Source organism: Pseudomonas sp. PHC1 (assembly GCF_046487845.1).
In the GTDB taxonomy this organism is placed as follows: domain Bacteria; phylum Pseudomonadota; class Gammaproteobacteria; order Pseudomonadales; family Pseudomonadaceae; genus Aquipseudomonas; species Aquipseudomonas sputi.
Genome location: NZ_JBJXHJ010000005.1, coordinates 168,147 through 184,895 on the forward strand (window position 1 = coordinate 168,147; position 16,749 = coordinate 184,895).

At 60.1% G+C, this 16,749-nt stretch carries 14 protein-coding genes; 9 read left to right on the top strand and 5 right to left on the bottom strand.

The window, feature by feature from the left end; all coding sequences use genetic code 11:
• Positions 1 to 8: 8 nt before the first annotated feature.
• Complete coding sequence (locus ACKJSM_RS09625; RefSeq protein WP_236180304.1) at positions 9 to 428, bottom strand: polyribonucleotide nucleotidyltransferase; 420 nt, start codon at positions 426 to 428, stop codon at positions 9 to 11.
• Between the two features lie 108 nt (positions 429 to 536).
• On the opposite strand from ACKJSM_RS09625, the gene hrpB reads away from it, so the two are divergent.
• Positions 537 to 3,056, top strand: a complete 2,520-nt coding sequence (gene hrpB / locus ACKJSM_RS09630; RefSeq protein ID WP_410237300.1) for an ATP-dependent helicase HrpB — start codon at positions 537 to 539, stop codon at positions 3,054 to 3,056.
• A 3-nt stretch (positions 3,057 to 3,059) separates the two neighbouring features.
• Here hrpB and ACKJSM_RS09635 read toward each other — a convergent pair whose 3' ends face one another.
• Positions 3,060 to 3,974 (bottom strand): LysR family transcriptional regulator, encoded by a 915-nt coding sequence (locus ACKJSM_RS09635; protein ID WP_007958716.1) that lies wholly within the window; start codon positions 3,972 to 3,974, stop codon positions 3,060 to 3,062.
• Positions 3,975 to 4,212: 238 nt separating this feature from the next.
• Between ACKJSM_RS09635 and ACKJSM_RS09640 the strand changes: the two genes are divergently transcribed.
• From ACKJSM_RS09640 to ACKJSM_RS09660, 5 genes are all read left to right on the top strand, one after another.
• A complete protein-coding gene (locus ACKJSM_RS09640) occupies positions 4,213 to 5,706 on the top strand; it encodes an aldehyde dehydrogenase (RefSeq protein ID WP_410237301.1) in 1,494 nt (497 codons plus the stop codon).
• Between the two features lie 32 nt (positions 5,707 to 5,738).
• Complete coding sequence (locus ACKJSM_RS09645; RefSeq protein WP_410237302.1) at positions 5,739 to 7,109, top strand: aspartate aminotransferase family protein; 1,371 nt, start codon at positions 5,739 to 5,741, stop codon at positions 7,107 to 7,109.
• Positions 7,110 to 7,407: 298 nt separating this feature from the next.
• Positions 7,408 to 8,385, top strand: a complete 978-nt coding sequence (locus ACKJSM_RS09650; protein WP_236180320.1) for an ABC transporter substrate-binding protein — start codon at positions 7,408 to 7,410, stop codon at positions 8,383 to 8,385.
• A 10-nt stretch (positions 8,386 to 8,395) separates the two neighbouring features.
• Positions 8,396 to 9,199, top strand: coding sequence for an ABC transporter permease (locus tag ACKJSM_RS09655; RefSeq protein ID WP_410237303.1), 804 nt, complete (start codon positions 8,396 to 8,398; stop codon positions 9,197 to 9,199).
• A complete protein-coding gene (locus tag ACKJSM_RS09660) occupies positions 9,187 to 10,023 on the top strand; it encodes an ABC transporter ATP-binding protein (RefSeq protein ID WP_236180324.1) in 837 nt (278 codons plus the stop codon). Before ACKJSM_RS09655 ends, ACKJSM_RS09660 begins: the two co-directional genes overlap by 13 nt.
• A gap of 2 nt (positions 10,024 to 10,025) precedes the next feature.
• Here the strand turns inward: ACKJSM_RS09660 and ACKJSM_RS09665 are convergent, their stop codons facing one another.
• Together ACKJSM_RS09665 and ACKJSM_RS09670 are read right to left on the bottom strand one after the other, a co-directional pair.
• Positions 10,026 to 11,102: an endonuclease/exonuclease/phosphatase family protein gene (locus ACKJSM_RS09665; protein ID WP_236180332.1), complete on the bottom strand. Its 1,077-nt coding sequence runs from the start codon at positions 11,100 to 11,102 to the stop codon at positions 10,026 to 10,028.
• Between the two features lie 74 nt (positions 11,103 to 11,176).
• On the bottom strand, positions 11,177 to 11,851 hold the full coding sequence (locus ACKJSM_RS09670; RefSeq protein WP_236180334.1) for a YciC family protein: 675 nt from the start codon (positions 11,849 to 11,851) through the stop codon (positions 11,177 to 11,179).
• Positions 11,852 to 12,029: 178 nt separating this feature from the next.
• Between ACKJSM_RS09670 and ACKJSM_RS09675 the strand changes: the two genes are divergently transcribed.
• From ACKJSM_RS09675 to ACKJSM_RS09685, 3 genes are all read left to right on the top strand, one after another.
• Complete coding sequence (locus tag ACKJSM_RS09675) at positions 12,030 to 12,788, top strand: DUF2076 domain-containing protein (protein ID WP_410237304.1); 759 nt, start codon at positions 12,030 to 12,032, stop codon at positions 12,786 to 12,788.
• Between the two features lie 137 nt (positions 12,789 to 12,925).
• Positions 12,926 to 13,405 (top strand): NYN domain-containing protein, encoded by a 480-nt coding sequence (locus ACKJSM_RS09680; RefSeq protein ID WP_007958730.1) that lies wholly within the window; start codon positions 12,926 to 12,928, stop codon positions 13,403 to 13,405.
• Between the two features lie 40 nt (positions 13,406 to 13,445).
• Positions 13,446 to 14,057: a PolC-type DNA polymerase III gene (locus ACKJSM_RS09685; RefSeq protein ID WP_410237305.1), complete on the top strand. Its 612-nt coding sequence runs from the start codon at positions 13,446 to 13,448 to the stop codon at positions 14,055 to 14,057.
• Between the two features lie 80 nt (positions 14,058 to 14,137).
• Here ACKJSM_RS09685 and ACKJSM_RS09690 read toward each other — a convergent pair whose 3' ends face one another.
• On the bottom strand, positions 14,138 to 16,747 hold the full coding sequence (locus ACKJSM_RS09690) for a S8 family peptidase (protein WP_410237306.1): 2,610 nt from the start codon (positions 16,745 to 16,747) through the stop codon (positions 14,138 to 14,140).
• Between the last annotated feature and the right edge of the window lie 2 nt (positions 16,748 to 16,749).

Sequence of the window (16,749 nt, forward strand, 5' to 3'; positions counted from 1 at the left end):
TGGATTCCTTATGCGGCAGGTTGCAGGCCGAACATCGCCAGTTGCTGGGTGCTGCCCTTGTGCTGGATCAGACGCGGGTCGTCCAGCGGCAGATTGCGGCCCAGCTCCGTTTCGAGAATAGCCTGCAACTTGAGGTTATCGACCTGGCCGTCCGGGCCGATGGCTGGCTTGAGTTTGGCCGGATCAACTTGCGCCGTGTGGCCTGGCTCGAAGTAGATCGCACCGGTGGCGAAGTCCACCGCAAACGCGATCACGCCCGGGAGGATATAGAACAGCAGGCCCACGGCATCGAGCACGGCAATCGCCGGGTCGATCTTGCCGTCGATCTGGCCGCGCCGGTCGGGATAGAAAATCGAACCGCACGCAGTGATCTGGGTGAGCAGGGTGGCAACCAGTACACCGCCGATCAGGCGAAAAGGTAAGCGCATGGGAATCTCCTGAGTCATCTGTTAACGAAGCGTCATCGTGTGAAGTTAAGACCCTGACGAACGCCTGGCAGTTCGCCGTTATACTCGCCGCTCTGTTTGGGAGCCAGCATGATTTCTTTGCCGATCGACGAAGTTTTACCCGCCCTGCGTGAAGCGTTGGCGACACGCCACGAAGCCGTGCTCGAAGCACCGCCCGGCGCCGGTAAAACCACCCGCGTGCCCTTGGCCCTGCTCAATGAAGCGTGGCTGAACGGGCAGACCATTCTCATGCTCGAACCCCGTCGGCTGGCCGCCCGCGCCGCCGCGGAACGGCTGGCCAGCGAACTGGGCGAGAAGGTCGGTGAAACCGTCGGTTATCGCATCCGCCTCGACAGCAAGGTCGGCCCCAATACGCGCATCGAAGTGGTCACCGAAGGCATCCTCACCCGGCGCTTGCAGGACGACCCGGCGCTGGAAGGCGTGGGCCTGCTGATCTTCGACGAATTTCACGAACGCAGCCTCGACGCCGATCTGGCACTGGCCCTCAGTCTGAACGGTCGCGAGCTGTTTCGAGCTGAACAACCGCTGAAGATTCTGCTGATGTCCGCCACTCTCGAAGGCGAGCGTCTGGCCGGGCTGCTCGACGACGCGCCGATCCTGCGCAGCGAAGGCCGGATGTTCCCGGTGACGATGCGCTGGGGCCGGCCTTTTCAGCCCGGCGAATACATCGATCAACGAGTCACGCAAACGGTGCTCGAAGCGCTGCACGATGAAACCGGCAGCCTGTTGGTGTTCCTGCCGGGGCAGGCGGAAATCCGCCGGGTTCATCAGCAACTGGCGGACGCCATCGGTGAGCGCAGCGACGTGTTGCTCTGCCCGCTGCACGGCGAACTCGACCTGAATGCCCAGCGCGCCGCCATCGACCCGGCCCCGGCGGGTCAGCGCAAAGTGGTGCTGGCCACCAACATCGCCGAGACCAGCCTGACCATCAATGGCGTGCGTGTGGTGATCGACGCCGGGCTGGCGCGGGTGCCGCGTTTCGATCCGGGCAGCGGCATGACCCGCCTCGACACTCAGCGCATCTCCAAAGCCAGTGCCACCCAGCGCGCCGGCCGGGCCGGGCGACTGGAACCGGGCGTGTGTTATCGGTTGTGGTCGCAGGATCAGCACGAACAACTGGCGGCTTATGGCAGTGCGGAAATCCTTTCGGCGGATCTGGCTGGCCTGGCTTTGCAACTCGGACGCTGGGGTGTGTCGCCGGGTGATCTGATCTGGCTGGATGTGCCGCCCGCCGCCGCTTATGCACAGGCTCAGGATTTGTTGCAGCGACTTGGTGCACTGGATGGCGAAAGCCTGAATCGCCACGGTCAGGCCATGGCCGAACTGCCGGCCCACCCGCGCATCGCTCATCTGCTGTTGCGCGGTCAGGCTCTGGGATTGGCAAGCATGGCGTGCGACGTCGCCGCGCTGCTCGGTGAGCGGGATATCTGGCGTGGCGCGGGGGCCGATCTTCACAGTCGTCTGGCACTGCTGTCCGGCCAAGAGCGCGCGGCGCGTGGTGCCCAAGGCAGCGTGCAGCGCGCCCGGCAACTGGCGCGGCAATATCGTGGCTACCTGCGCGGTAAGGCGAGCGAGCCGGTCGCCGATCCGGATCACCCGCGCTGGCTCGGCGCGTTGCTGGCACTGGCCTACCCGGATCGCGTCGCCCAGCAGCGGCGTCCTGGTGGCGCCGAATATCGACTGGCCAACGGCCGAGCAGCGCTGTTCGCCGAAGCCGACAGCCTGATGAAAGAGCCATGGATCGTCATCGCCGACCTCGGCAGCCGCCAAGGTCAGCGCGAAGAGCGGATTTATCTGGCAGCGGATTTCGATCCGGCGCTGTTCGATTCGGTGCTGGCCGAACAGGTGCACAACGTCGATCAACTGGACTGGGACGAACGTGAAGGCGTGCTGCGCGCAGAGCGTCAGCGCAAGGTTGGAGAGCTGATTCTCAGCCGCGAACCACTGACCGGTCTCGACGAAAACGCCCGCAGTCAGGCGCTGGTCAATCTGGTGCGGCGCAAGGGGCTGGAGCTGCTGCCGTGGACCCCGGAACTGCGCCAGTGGCAGGCGCGAGTCGCGTTGCTGCGCCAGCTCGACCTGGACGCCAAGGGCGACAGCCAATGGCCGGATGTCAGCGACGCCACGCTGCTGAAAACCCTCGAAGACTGGCTGATGCCGTACCTGGGCAAGGTCTCGCGCCTCAGCCATTTCGCCAACCTCGACCTGTCGAGCATCGTGCGCAATCTGCTGCCTTGGCCACTGCCGCAACAACTCGACGAACAGGCACCGCATCACCTGAGCGTGCCGTCGGGCTCGTCGATTCGCCTCGACTACAGCGAGCAGCCACCGATTCTCGCGGTGCGTTTGCAGGAGCTGTTCGGCCTGGCCGACACACCGCGCATCGCCGGCGGTCGGCAAGTGGTCAAACTGCACCTGCTGTCGCCCGCACGGCGTCCGGTGCAGGTCACGCAGGATCTGGCCAACTTCTGGCGCAGCACTTATGCCGAAGTGAAGAAGGATTTGAAGGGGCGGTATCCGAAGCACTATTGGCCGGATGATCCGTTGGTGGCCGAGGCTACCGCCCGGGCCAAACCGCGGGGTACGTGAGGGTCAGCGGCTAGCCTTCGCCGTCAGTTGCTCCCGGCAATAATCGGCAAACAACTGCGCCGGTTTGGTCAGTTGTCCGCGTTTGAGCCACGCGGCCACCAGGCCTGAGCCGGTGACGTCTTCGACGATGTCCACGCACACGACTTTCTTGCCGTCGTAGGTGCATTCCGAGTGAGGGCGGGTGACCAGGATCGAGAAGCCGAAACCCTGGCCGACCATGCCGCGCACCATTTCGATCGACGGTGAGCTGAACTCGATGCGTGGTGACAGCCCGAGTTCTTCGAACAGGCTGACGAAGTAGGTGCGGCTCGGTTGCACGTCCAAAAGGATCATCGGTTCCAGGCACAAGTCCCGCAGCGAAACCTGCTTGAGCTGGGCGAAGCGGTGATCCGCCGGGAGCAGGGCGTAAGGCCGTTGGGCCGGCATCAAGGGTTCGGTTTCGATGGTGGCGTCGAGGTCGTGCTTGTACAGGATTGCCAGGTCGAAGGTACCCGAAGTCAGGCCTTGCACCAGTTCCTGTTGTTCGCCGTCGCGAATGCGGATCTTCACCCCCGGATACAGCGCCGAGAAGCCGGCAATCAACTGCGGCAGGTACAGCGGCGCGACGGTTTCGAAACAGCCGATATCGATCTGCCCGGCCACCACGTCGTTGTCGGCGAGGGCGTTCTGTTCGAATTCCTTGGCCATGCGCAGCAGTTCCTGAGCCTTGCGGAAGAACCGCGCACCGCTCGGCGTCAGGGACACGCCCTGGGCGTGATGGCGGATCAGCAGTTGCACGCCGAAGCTGTCTTCCAGCCCTTTGATCGCCGTGGAAATCGCCGGTTGCGCGATGTACAGCTTGCGCGACGCTTCGGCGACGCTGCCGCATTCGACGGTGGTGATGAAGTATTTCAACTGACGCAGGTTGTAAGCGGCCACGGCGAACCTCAAAGCGAACGGATTGCACATCCAAGCAATTTGTACGCCGCCGGCCTCCGTTCTGTCGGCGGTTTTTTGTCCCCGAACAATAGCCCCATACGCGCGCGAAGGGGCCATCGGCTGGTTACCTTTTTTATTGTCTGCGAAGACATTTTTACTGGTTTTAGCGCGCCCGGGCCTGAGCGACTATCGACTGCGCACTGTTCACATAAAGAAAAAAGTCCAAGGAGCGTCCACCGTGTTCGAGCTTGCAGACTGGCAGCGCAAGGCCGCTGAATTGAGCTATCCGTACCAGGCCGTGATCAATGGCCAACTGTCTGCGGCGCAGTCGGGGCAGACCTTTGCCGCGATCAACCCGGCCACCGGCCAGCGACTGGCAAACGTCGCCGCGTGCGGTGAAGGAGAGGTCGACGCGGCGGTGCGCAACGGGCGGCAGGTATTCGAAGCCGGCACGTGGGCCGGGCGTTCACCGACCGAGCGCAAGCAAGTGCTGTTGCGTCTGGCGGACCTGATTCTGGCTCATCGCGAAGAACTGGCGCTGCTCGATTCGCTGAACATGGGCAAGCCGGTGATGGACGCCTACAACATCGACGTACCGGGCGCCGCCGGGGTGTTTCGCTGGTACGCCGAAAGCCTCGACAAACTCTACGATCAGGTCGCGCCGAGCGCCTCGAACGTGCTGGCGACCATCACTCGTGAAGCGCTGGGCGTGGTCGCCGCCGTGGTGCCGTGGAACTTCCCGCTGGACATGGCCGCGTGGAAACTCGCCCCGGCGCTGGCGGCGGGCAACTCGGTGATCCTCAAACCCGCCGAACAATCGCCGTTTTCCGCGTTGCGTCTGGCTGAGCTGGCGCTGGATGCCGGGTTGCCGGCCGGTGTGCTGAACGTGCTGCCGGGGCTCGGCGAACAAACCGGTAAAGCCCTGGGCCTGCACCCGGATGTCGATTGTCTGGTGTTCACCGGCTCGACCCAGGTCGGCAAATATTTCATGCAGTACTCCGCGCAGTCGAACCTCAAGCAGGTGTGGCTGGAGTGCGGCGGCAAGAGCGCCAACCTGGTGTTCGCCGACTGCAAGGATCTGGATCTGGCGGCGCAGAAAGCCGCGTTCGGGATCTTCTTCAATCAGGGCGAAGTCTGTTCGGCCAATTCGCGATTGCTGGTGGAACGCTCGATTCACGACGAGTTCGTCGAGCGCATGAAGGCTCAGGCCGAATGCTGGCAACCGGGGGATCCGCTGGATCCGGCGAGTGCGGCCGGGGCGATTGTCGACAGCCGTCAGACCGAGAGCATCCTGCGCTTCATCCACCAGGCCGAGCGCGAAGGCGCGACCCGCGTCTGTGGCGGGCGGCAGTTGAGTTTCAACGGCTCGGACAACTTCGTGCAGCCAACGATTTTCATCGACGTGCAGCCGCACATGACCCTGTTTCGCGAAGAAGTGTTCGGCCCGGTGCTGGCGGTGATTGCGTTCGATGACGAGGCCCACGCGGTGCAACTGGCCAACGACAGCGTCTACGGTCTGGCGGCGTCGCTGTGGACCGATGATCTGCACCGCGCGCATCGGGTGGCGCGGCAATTGCGAGCCGGTACGGTGTCGGTCAACAGCGTCGATGCGCTGGACGTGACCGTGCCGTTTGGCGGCGGCAGGCAATCCGGTTTCGGTCGCGATCTGTCGCTGCACTCGTTCGACAAATACACCCAGTTGAAAACCACCTGGTTTCAACTGCGCTCATGACAGCCGCTCACAACAAGAAAGGAGATCCGGCGATGACCACCTCACGTGAAACCCGCGACTACCAGGCCGCCGATGCAGCACACCACATTCATGCGTTCGTCGACCAGAAGGCCCTCAACGACGAAGGCCCACGGGTGATGGTGCGCGGTGAACGCCTGCACCTGTGGGACAACGACGGTCGGCGCTACCTCGACGGCATGTCCGGGCTGTGGTGCACCAATCTCGGTTACGGGCGCAAGGATCTGAACGCCGCCGCGAGCCAGCAACTGGAGCAGTTGCCGTACTACAACATGTTTTTCCACACCACCCACCCGCAGGTGATCGAGCTCTCCGAGCTGTTGTTCAGCCTGCTGCCGGGGCACTACAGCCACGCGATCTACACCAACTCCGGCTCCGAGGCCAACGAGGTGCTGATCCGTACCGTGCGCCGTTACTGGCAGGTGCTGGGCAAGCCCGAGAAGAAAATCATGATCGGCCGCTGGAACGGCTATCACGGTTCGACCCTGGCGGCGACGGCCCTCGGCGGCATGAAGTTCATGCACGAAATGGGCGGCATGATTCCCGACATCGCACACATCGACGAGCCATACTTCTTCGCCCACGAAGGCAACCTGACGCCGGCGGAATTCGGCCTGCGGGCGGCGCAGCAACTGGAAGCGAAGATCCTCGAACTGGGCGCGGACAAGGTCGCCGGGTTCATCGCTGAACCGTTCCAGGGCGCGGGCGGAATGATCTTCCCGCCGGAAAGCTACTGGCCGGAAATTCAGCGCATCTGCCGCAAGTACGATGTGCTGTTGTGCGCCGATGAAGTGATCGGCGGCTTCGGTCGCACCGGCGAATGGTTCGCCCACGAATACTTCGGTTTCGAGCCGGACACCCTGTCCATCGCCAAGGGTTTGACCTCCGGTTACATCCCGATGGGCGGGCTGATCCTGTCGAAGAAAATGGCCGACGTGCTGGTGGAGCAGGGCGGTGTGTTCGCCCATGGCCTGACCTATTCGGGGCACCCGGTGGCAGCGGCGGTGGCGATTGCCAACCTCAAGGCCCTGCGCGATGAAGGCGTGGTGACGCGGGTCAAGGATGACATCGGCCCGTACCTGCAACAGTGCCTGCGCGAGGTGTTCGGCAATCACCCGTTGGTGGGCGATATTCAGGGCACGGGCATGGTCGCGGCTTTGCAACTGGCCGAAGACAAGGCCACGCGCAAGCGCTTCGCCAATGAGAACGACATCGCCTGGCGCTGCCGCACGATCGGTTTTGAAGAGGGGGTGATCATTCGCTCGACACTGGGGCGGATGATCATGGCGCCGGCGTTGATTGCCCGTCGTGAAGAGATTGACGAGCTGGTGGGCAAGACCCTGAAAGCGCTGGATCGTACGGCGCGGGAACACGGTCGGCTCTGATCTGAAACCTGTGTGAAACGCTAACAATCGCAGCCTTCGGCTGCGATTTTTTTGGGCTTTGCACCCACCTCGTGCATCCCCGCCCGACGCGCCCTTTCGCGGTGCGCACTACCCAGTTTTTTCATCGTTCGCGTCTAACTATTTCCTCGTTTTCCTGAGGCCAGGCCTGGGTCAACATCGATTTCGCCAGCCAAGGCATTGCCCGCCAGAGTCCAGCAGAGACCGCAGCGTGCATCCGCGCCGACGAAGCTGGCCGTACTGCCCATGACAACTAAATCAACAGCGTTGGGAGTGCTCCATGAACAAGTCCTTGTTTACCCGTCTTGCAGGTCCTCTGGCGATTTCCGCCCTTTGCATCACCGCCGCCCAGGCCGGCACCTTGTCGATCGGCCACACCACGTGGGTCGGTTACGGCACGCTGTATCTGGCCCGGGATCTGGGCTACTTCAAGGAAAACGGCCTGACCGTCGAATTGCCGGTGGTCGAAGAGGCGTCGATGTACATGGCCGCCCAGGCGTCCGGGCAATTGTCCGGCTCGGCCTCGACCATCGACGAAGTGCTCAAGTACCGCCCGCAGTTCTGCTTCAAGGCGGTGGCCGTGCTGGATGACAGCCATGGCGGCGACGGCGTGCTGGTGGGTAAAAACGTGAAGAGCCTGCAAGAACTCAAGGGCCAGGCCGTGGCCGTCAACGAAGGGTCGACCTCGCAATTCTGGTTGTCGTACCTGCTGAAAAAGAACGGCATGAGCATGAGCGACATCACCGTGCAGAACATGACCGCCGACGATGCCGCCACCGCGTTCATTGCCGGTCGCGTGCCGGCCGCCGTGACTTGGGAGCCGCATCTGTCGATGGTGCGCGACAAGCAACAAGGCAAGGTGCTGATCGACAGCAGCAGTACGCCCGGCGTGATCGTCGATGTGGTGGCGCTCAACTGCACGGTGATCGAGAAGCAGCCGGAGGACGTCAAGGCGCTGGTCGCCGGTCTCTACAAAGCGGTGCAGTACACCAAGGACCATCCACAGCAAGCCTACGAAATCATGGCCAAGGGCGTCGGCGGTTACCTGTCCGATCCGAAGGAACTGGCCGCCGCCGCGCAAGGTGTGCGCTTCTACGATCAAGCCATGAGCGAAAAACTCCTTGGCTCGCCGGGCAAGCCGGGTGACAGCGCACCGCTGATCAAACTGGCCAACGAAACCGCCAGTGAATTGCAGGGCAAACCCTACAACGTCAGCAACGACGATCTGGTGGATAACCGCTTCGTCAGCCCGCTCTAGGAGACTGCTCATGTTCAAGCGCAATTCATGGCTGAGCCGCTGCATCACACCGAAGACCGGGTTGCCGGTGCCGGTGGTGTGGAGCGCCAGCGCTCTGGCCTGGGTGTTGCTGGTCGGCCTGTGGGCCGGGCTGTCCTATGGCGGCATCGTGCCGGGGATGTTTCTGCCAACGCCCGGCGCGGTAGTTGAGGCCGCCGTGCGCCTGAGCCGCGACGGCACCCTCGGCCAGCATGTCTGGGCCAGCGTCGAAGTGGTGATGGTCGGTTTCATTGTGTCGTCACTGGTGGCGGTGCCGCTGGGCTTGCTGATGGGCAGCTTTCGCATCGTCCAGGCGATCCTCGAGCCGCTGGTCAATTTCATCCGCTACCTGCCGGTGACCTCGTTCGTGCCGCTGTTCATCCTCTGGATTGGTATCGGTCTGGAGCAACGTGTCTCGGTGATCATTTTCGGGGTGTTTTTCCAGCAACTGGTGATGATCGCGGACGTGTCCAAAGGCATCTCCAAGGACTTGATCAATGCCTCCTACACCCTCGGTTCCAACCGGCGTGACGCGGTGCTGCATGTGATCGCCCCGGCGTCGTTGCCCGGCGTGCTCGACACCTTGCGGGTGACCATGGGCTGGGCCTGGACCTATCTGGTGGTGGCCGAACTGGTCGCCGCCTCGAGTGGCCTCGGCTACTTGAGCCTCAAGGCCATGCGCGGCTTTCAGGTCGACGTGATTTTTCTCGCCATCGCGATCATCGGCCTGCTCGGCCTGGTCACCGATCAACTGTTCCGCTTCTTGCGTTCGAGGATTGCCGCATGGGCTCAGTAACCGCAGCCAACCGTCGTTTCATCGAGCCGGTCGCCGCACCGGCACACGCTGCGCCAAGGTTGCAGGTGGACAAGGTCAGCCTGCGCTACAGCAAACCCGGCGGCGCTACATTCACCGCGCTGGAAGAAGTGTCGTTCGAGGTGCCGGATCAGCAGTTCGCGGTGCTGGTCGGGCCGTCGGGCTGCGGCAAGTCGAGCCTGTTGTACCTGACCGCCGGCCTGGCCGAGCCGACCTCCGGCGAGATCTACGTCGGCGGCCAGCAAGTGCAGGGCCCCGGCGCGGATCGCGGGATGGTGTTCCAGAGCTACACGCTGTTTCCGTGGCTGACCGTGCGGCAGAACGTCGAGTTCGGCCTCAAGCGCCGGGGCATGCCGGCGGCGCGGCGCAAGGAGATCGTCGATCACTATGTGCATGAGGTCGGGTTGTCCGGGTTCGCCGACAACTACGCCAAGCAGTTGTCCGGCGGCATGATGCAGCGGGTGGCGATTGCCCGGGCCTTGGCGAACGACCCGCAGATCCTGCTGATGGACGAACCCTTCGGCGCCCTCGACAGCCAGACCCGCCTGCAAATGCAGCAGCTGTTACTGCGGGTGTGGGGCCACAGTAAAAAAACCGTGCTGTTCGTCACCCACGATATCGACGAGGCGATCCTGCTCGGCGACCGGGTGTATGTGATGGGCGCCAGGCCTGGGCGGATCAAGCAGATTCTCGATGTGCCGATCGAGCGCCCACGCACCCTGGACATGGTGATGGAGCGCTCGTTCATAGAGATGAAGCGGCAGATCTTCGGGCTGTTGCACGATGATCTCGAAGAGGCTCACTGAGGTCAGTTAGGTGGCAGGAGGAACTTGGCAATCACCGGCAAATGATCGGAAATGCGCAACGTATCGTCCTGCCGCACCGTGGCCTCGACCCGTTTGATCTTCGGGCTGTAGAACAGGTAATCGACCGTGCGGTCCGGGCCGTTGAGGCCGGGGTCGTTGGGGTAATGGGTCAGCCATTTGGCGCGGTCGATGCCGCTGGCTTCGTTGTTGGTCGGGATCATCGGGTATCTGTCCCACAGCACATGCAGCGCACTGTCGGCGGAGTACGGCGTGCGTTGCTCAGTAGGCAGGCGCCGGTACTGGCCGAGCGGCAACAGGTTGAAGTCGCCGCCGATCAGCCACGGCGTGCCGTGGCTTTCGTGTTTGTCGAGAACCTTGGCCACCGCTGTCACCTGGGCCTGCAAGGTCTCGTCCGGTTGTACGGCGCGATCCAGATGGGTGTTGAACACCACCAGTTGCCCGCCATCGCTGAGCGGCAGGGTGGTGGCGAGCAAGGCGTTTTTCGGCTGGAACTGACGGCTGATGATATTCGCCGGCTGCACCGGCAATTGCAGGCGTTCGGCGTGTTCGATGCGGTAGCGGCTGAGGGTGGCGAGTTGCCGGCCGACGCTGCCGAAGATGTGCGGATCCGGGACGAAGTCGGCCTTCCAGTCGAAGGCGTGGGCGCTGCACGGGTAGAGGTCGGTCAGGCGTTCCTGCAACAGCTTGAGCTGATTCTGATAGTCGCTGGCCTTGGCGCCGTCATCCAGCTCCTGCAACAGCACCACGTCGGGCTGCTCGTCGCGGATCACCCGCGCCACTTCATCAAGGCTGAACGCCATGTCTTCCGCGGTCGGGGCTTCGTCGTCGCCTTGCGCCAGATCATTCCAGAACACGTAGCGCTTGCCGGCCAGGTATTGCACGTTCCAGGTCATGACTTTCAGGGCCTGGCCGGGGACCAGCGTCGGCGGTTGCCCGGTGCAACTGACCGGCAGGGTTTCCCGGGCGTCGGGGCGCCAGGTCAGGCTGTAGATCAGCGTGCCGATCAGGGCGAGGGCGAGCAGTACGGGCAACAGGATGTAGCGCAGTAGACGGGTCATGGCTCGGCTTATAGCGATACGAAGTGGGCCCCGAGCATACCCGAGACCCATTGATCAGCCCAAGCCCGGGGCAGTCAGACTATTCCGTCACGTTTGTCGGGCAATTCGCTGATTAGCATGAACAGGCGGAACAGCACCACGCTGGTGAACAGTTGCAGGAAGCTGTGGCCACTGTCGATCAAGACCGCGATCAACGGATTCTGCGGCTCGGGATAGACCTGCAGGGTCATGCCCTTGAGCAGCCACAACGGCGCCATCACACACAGGATGCACACCAGAATCCGCAGGAAATGCCCACGGCTCAGGCGCAGGCTTTCTTTCATGGCCTGCAACGGACCATAGCCGCGCAGCACCAGCAGGTATTCGCCGAAGGCCAGGGTGACCATCAGCCACAGCCCCGGCAGGAAATACAGCGACAGCCCGAGCAGGATCAGCAACGTGTTCAGGGCAGTCAGCACCGCGAAGCGTGGCCACAGGCGAGCGGCCATCGCCAGCAGATCGAGGGGGCGCGGTTCGTCGCCACGGGTGCGGGCATCGAGAAACAGAATCAGCGCGGCGGTGTACAGCGGATACACGAGCAGGCCGACGATCACGCTGATGGCCGAGTAACCGTCCGGGTCGCTGGCATGGTCGACCACCTGTTGCAGCACGGCTTCGAAAATCACCAGCGGCAGGCACAACTGGACGATCCGGCCCAGATTGCGTTTGAAGAAATACAGGGAGTCGCGCAGCACATCGAAGGCATTCATCAGTCGGTATCGCAGGTCAAAAACAGTGGCCCACTTTAACCGATGATCCGTTTCGCTGCGCAAACGTAAACGTTCGGTAAAGGTCATTGAAACATTCTGTTGCTGCCTCCATTACAGAGGTGCGCCTCATCCAACGTGGAGGAGGGCAACGTTATCTTCGGCAATCTATGAGGTCGCCATGAACAGCGAAGAACAAACCCTGATCGATGGACTGTTTTCCCGGCTGCAACAGGCCGAATCGGAAGCAGCCCCGCGCGACGCCCAGGCCGAGGCGCGGATCAAGGAACACCTGACGCGCCAGCCGGCCGCAGGTTATTTCATGACCCAGGCGATTCTGGTGCAGGAGGCTGCCCTCAAGAGCCTCGACGAACAGAACAAGCAACTGACTCAGCAGGTCAAGCAATTGCAGGCCGAACTGCAATCGGCCAAGGCGCAGAGCGCGCCGCCGGCCTCCAGCGGTGGTGGCTTCCTGTCGAGCATTTTCGGTGGCAGCAGCCCGCGCCCGGCGCAGACCCAGAGTGCCCTGGCGTCCACCGGCGGCTGGCGTGAGCCGGCACCGCAGCAGAATTTTGGTGCACCCGCGCCGCAACAGAACTTCGGCGCGCCACCACCGGGTTATGGCCAGCAGCAAGCGGCCCCGGCAGCCGGCAGCAGCTTCCTCGGCGGCGCGTTGAAAACAGCGGCCGGCGTGGCCGGTGGCGTGATGCTGGCGCAAGGCATCAGCAGCCTGTTCCATCACAACCAGCAGCCGCAGGAAATCGTCGAAGTCATCAAGGAAGAGCCGGCCCAGGTCAATGACCAGAGCAACAACGGTTGGGGCGATGACCAGCGCATGGCCAACAACGACTCCTACGGTAATGATCAGGGCGGCTTTGCCGACACCGACTACAACGATGACAACTCATCGTTCTTCGATGACGACGATTCCTTCGTCTGATTCACCATTCGTCCGGGGCGCCTGATCGCCCCGGGCCGATTATTCGCGGAACCTTCCTTCGGACTGGCATACTGAGCGCCTTTTTCGGGCCTGGTGCCCGATCCGGCTCATGCGCGTCAGCGCTCACAGGAACTCCGGTGAAAAAAATCGCAGTGTTCGCCGATGTGCAGAACCTCTACTACACCGTGCGTCAGGCCTATGGTTGCCACTTCAACTACGCGGCGCTGTGGGCGGATGTCAGCCAGCACGGGCAGATCGTCGAGGCCTACGCCTATGCGATCGACCGGGGCGACAGCAAACAGCAGCAGTTCCAGCAGATCCTGCGCAACCTCGGTTTCACCGTGAAACTCAAACCCTACATCCAGCGCAGCGACGGCTCGGCCAAGGGCGACTGGGACGTGGGCATCACCCTCGACATCATGGACGCCGCCGACCACGTCGACGAAATCGTCCTGGCCTCCGGTGATGGCGATTTCGACATGCTGCTCGAACGCATCATCAACAAACACGGCGTACAAGCGGTGGCTTACGGCGTTCCCGGCCTGACCGCCAACTCGCTGATCCGTGCCGCCAGCCGTTATGTGCCGATCGAAGGCGCACTGCTGTTGAAAAATTGAGCCCAGCTCAAGAATTGATTTGGACGGAGTACCACCCGGTTTGGAACGCATTGCAGTCATCGACTTTGAAACCACCGGCATCTCGCCGAGCAGCAGCTGCCGGGCCACGGAAATCGCCGTGGTCATGCTGGAAAACGGCCGCATCGTCGAGCGTTACCAGAGCCTGATGAACGCCGGCGTCCGCGTCCCGGCCTTCATCGAACAACTCACCGGCATCAGCAACGCCATGCTGCGCACCGCGCCTTCGGCTGAACAGGTGATGAACGAAGTCAACGAATTCGTCGGCTGCACGCCGCTGCTGGCGCACAACGCCGCGTTCGACCAGAAGTTCTGGGACTTCGAACTGGGGCGGATCAAACGCACCCGTTTGCAGAACTTCGCCTGCTCGCTGCTGCTGGCCCGCCGCTTGATGCCGGCAGCGCCGAACCACAAGCTCGGCACGCTCACTACGTTTGCCCAATTGCCGCATACCGGCCAGGCCCACCGGGCGATGGCGGATGCGGAGATGGCGGCGAACCTGATGGCGCATCTGGCAGATGAGTTGCGGCACAAGCACGGCGTGCGCGAGCTGTCGCACGACTTGCTGTGCAAATTGCAGAAAATCCCTGCGTCGAAGGTTCGGGAGCATCTGAAGAAACATTGCGATCACTAAAAACTTGAATCTATTCTGAAATAACGTCCTGCCTCATTGTGTAAGTCGTGTTGCGGCAGCGAAGCTGCCGCATTTGATTTTTAAACTCCAGCGGTATTTTGCTGCACCTGAATTGGAGGCTGAACACGCACTCTGTCTCGAACTTCCTGGTAAATTGGCAGTTCAACACCTTCGCGAACCTCTAATGAGACAATTATTCCGTAAGGAATCATCGAGTCAATTTCTGCGGCTTCTTTCCGGCAGTTGATCTTTATATTTAAATGATCACCTTCAATGAAGGGGTGTGCGTTCTCACCTTCGAACACTTCATGTTGAAGTGTTCCTCTCCGAACAGCTTGCCAACCTGAGCGACCACCCGCAGCTTCTTGGCGCTCATTTGCTAAAGGGTTGCTTGCTTCGAACCACATACTTGCTGTTCTATATTTTTGTGTGTTTGGTTGAGTCGGAGAAAACCATGCAAGAGTAACAGTTAGCTTTCTCCAGTCTCTGCGTGCACCAAGAGACGGAGGTAGAGGCATTTTGTAAACATGAGCCTGACCGTCACCAAGTTGCCCAAAACCGATTATTGTTGCTCGTTGAGGTGTGCATTCAAGGACCTTGCTGATGTCAGGAATTCCATAGCCAATCCACCGACTGGCCCAGGATCCCGGTTGTTCAACATTTTCCAATACATCTAGGGCCGAAAAAATTCTCGGGGCAATGTCATTCCAAGAACATCCATGTGCCAGCATCGCTTTTATAATTGGCGCTGTGTAGATGTCACTGAAATCGTTCGCGGGATTTTGTTGGACTATTTCCATGAGATTGTCATGACAAAGAACCGCAGCCCGACTTACTAGTGCTGTGGCATTGCTAGTTCCACGGGTATATGCACTGGAATCTAAGCTGCCCTGTTGGCCGGGAATCGCAACTTTATTTCCTGGTGCGGCGAAAGAATTGGAAATGGTCAGTGATACTGGATTTCGGCCTAAAAATGGTTTGTCATACCATTGCTTTCCGCCGAAGTAAACAAGGTCTGGTTTAATGGCGCGCCTATAGCCGCTGCCGAATGGCGATACTGGGCTCGGTAGCAAGCTAGTGAACGGATCAAATCTATTTGCCAAGTTTGCAGCGTTTGCGTAATCGTAATGTACTGCACCCACACTCATTCCATTAATGCACTCTGCCGGCGAAAGAAGTGACCGGGTACGAGCGTTTAAGAGTAGCGCATGTATCGATTTTTCCTCTATCTGATCAGGTGTCAAAGCTTCTAGTTGGTCAAGCGTTAGGTCGAGGGGGACAGAGCTTAGTTGATTGCCGGCGCTGATAATAAAAAGCACGCCGTATTTATAACTCAACCAGTCTAGTAATCGGGCTAGAGGGCTCATTGTTTGAGAGAATTGACGGCTGGGATCGCCTATGGATAGATTAACTATCTTAACAGTAGGGGCTGCGGGAGCTTCTCCGTTGTCATTTTCATAAAGTCTCCTAACTGCTCTGTGCAATAGATCGACTGAAAGCTGATCGGATGGGAGACTTTCCCTTCTAGGAGATCTGAAGTCATTGATGTCTGGCTTCATTATTGGCCGAACATAAATCGGACTACTCAACGGAGCTTGATTAGAATTTAAATCACCGTGTACCGCGAGTGATGCCATTGTTGTGCCGTGTAGCCTTTCGTTTGCAGGGTAATTTGCTGCCCAGTCATCGGGATCATCAATAATTACTCGGTTCTGTAAAAGCTCATGGTTGGCGAGAGGCAGTCCATCAAAAATTGCCAGTATTGGCTGGCCCTGCGCAGCTGAGTCAATCTCTCGGCTAGACGGCTCTGAAAAATCCTCAATTGGTCGATCTCCTGCAGAGATCTGACCTGTTGGGCGAAAGAACATAATGTTGTCACACTTGACTAGCTCAGTTTCAGGTGTGTTTATGATCTCTTGTATTCTATTTGCTGGAAGCTCTGCGAGAATCGCATGGTAGTTTATTCCGCTGAGAGAGCATTGGCTAATTATTTGGCCGCCTAGTTGTTGGATTAGAGAGGTGACTGTGGCTTCGCTTTCCCTTCGTTTCTCTAAAGTATTCCTATACCAAAGCTCTGTCTCAAATCTTACTGCTCGATTCTGGAAGTGCGGATCCTCTAACTCTTCTTGCCATATTTCAAGAATCCCTGTTTCCAAAAGCCTGTCTTGAGGTCCCCACCTTCTGATATCTCGCAAGTGGCAAAATACATCGCGAAATTTGGTTAGCCCTTTGTCAAACTTCAGCTTTGGATCAGGTTGGTCCTTGTAGTGGTTCCAAAGAGAAAGCATCTCTGTGAGTGCTTGTTGATTTGTTAAAACCAGATATAACCTGCCTTTAAGGTTTTTCTCTGGTTTTTCAGGGTTTGAAAAGAATTCGTCGGGTGGGATGTCATCAATTTCTATTTCACCCATCCATTCAAGGCCATCGATTTTTTTTGCTGCTTTGTAAAAGTCTTCTACAGATCCAATGGTTTCAATGACTAAAACTTGTTCTGGGTCAAGTCCGGCGGCGCTATTTTGGAGCTCAACCCGTCTTGCTTCAAATGCCCTCTGGAGTTCGGTTAGCTTAATTCCGACGCGCTCCCCCTGTACCTGATGGTTTGGTTTATTGAGGTTTCCGCCGCCACCTTGCAGCGCGGATCGAGATGCAGGTTCTGGTTGAGGAAACCACAAAAGAGGGCGCTCGGTCATCC

Coding starts and splice junctions, on each gene's coding strand:
- ACKJSM_RS09665 (WP_236180332.1), bottom strand. CDS start 11,102: ATGACCCGTCTACTGCGCTACATCCTGTTGCCCGTACTGCTCGCCCTC.
- ACKJSM_RS09660 (WP_236180324.1), top strand. CDS start 9,187: ATGGGCTCAGTAACCGCAGCCAACCGTCGTTTCATCGAGCCGGTCGCC.
- ACKJSM_RS09645 (WP_410237302.1), top strand. CDS start 5,739: ATGACCACCTCACGTGAAACCCGCGACTACCAGGCCGCCGATGCAGCA.
- ACKJSM_RS09690 (WP_410237306.1), bottom strand. CDS start 16,747: ATGACCGAGCGCCCTCTTTTGTGGTTTCCTCAACCAGAACCTGCATCT.
- ACKJSM_RS09655 (WP_410237303.1), top strand. CDS start 8,396: ATGTTCAAGCGCAATTCATGGCTGAGCCGCTGCATCACACCGAAGACC.
- hrpB (WP_410237300.1), top strand. CDS start 537: ATGATTTCTTTGCCGATCGACGAAGTTTTACCCGCCCTGCGTGAAGCG.
- ACKJSM_RS09670 (WP_236180334.1), bottom strand. CDS start 11,851: ATGAATGCCTTCGATGTGCTGCGCGACTCCCTGTATTTCTTCAAACGC.
- ACKJSM_RS09650 (WP_236180320.1), top strand. CDS start 7,408: ATGAACAAGTCCTTGTTTACCCGTCTTGCAGGTCCTCTGGCGATTTCC.
- ACKJSM_RS09675 (WP_410237304.1), top strand. CDS start 12,030: ATGAACAGCGAAGAACAAACCCTGATCGATGGACTGTTTTCCCGGCTG.
- ACKJSM_RS09625 (WP_236180304.1), bottom strand. CDS start 428: ATGCGCTTACCTTTTCGCCTGATCGGCGGTGTACTGGTTGCCACCCTG.